The 817-nt window shown below is 67.3% G+C and carries 1 protein-coding gene; it reads right to left on the minus strand.

Annotation, left to right across the window (positions count from 1 at the left end):
• The coding region (locus tag AC1DF3_RS36960) for a Tn3 family transposase (protein ID WP_478142809.1) at positions 1-817 on the minus strand (817 nt) is incomplete at both ends.

Here is an 817-nt window from a genome sequence, read left to right on the forward strand (position 1 = left end):
AGTCGGTGAAACCGTGCGTGTCGACAGCGAGCTGAGACGTCTCGATCCGTTCCTGTCGAATGACACCCTCGATGGCAGCGCCCGCCTGCCGCTCATTGAGCACGATCGGCTGCGCGTGGAAGATTCCCCATCGGTCCTGCACGTGGCTGTACACGTCGATGGAAGCCACCTGGCGCCGCGGGTCCTGGCGTGCTTGCCACACGCGCCGACTGGTCTCCAGGCTCATCATGTCCGAGGAGGCCAGGTCAGTTCGGCCCCAGGTCGCCGCGATGGGGTGGCCCTGCATGAACGCCAGCACCGCCTGGCAGGCCCGTGCCAGTCGACGCTCGTGGCCGGCCCAGCGCATGGCCTGACGGATGCTGGTCGCCGACAACTGCGGGATCATGCGCGCGCACTCGGCCGCCGTGAGGCTGGTGCCGTGCGCCAGGATGCCGGCATAGGTCATCAGCAGTTCCTGCGCCGTTCTCGGCTCGCGCCCGAGCATGATCCAGCTGAAGCGCACCTGGGCGTCCACGGCCAGGATGACCTCGGGCAACTGCGACTCACCGATGCGCTGGTCGAGCTGGGTGCGCAGGCTCACCACTTGGGGGTCATCTTCGTCGGCAGCCAACGACGCCAGATGCAGCTCGTCGTCGACTCGCAGATCACCCGAACGCGCGGCGGCCGCCACCGCGTCGATGCCAATGAGCATGCGAGCAAGTAGCGGTACGAGGAACTCGCTAGCCTTAGCCGGCAGCTGCAACCTGGCGTAGTGCCTCGGCGCTTCGGCTTGCCAACGCTCCTCGGGCAGGAACAGACGCTCGCGACCGCGGAAGCT

This window comes from Variovorax sp. 10N432 (assembly GCF_056394465.1).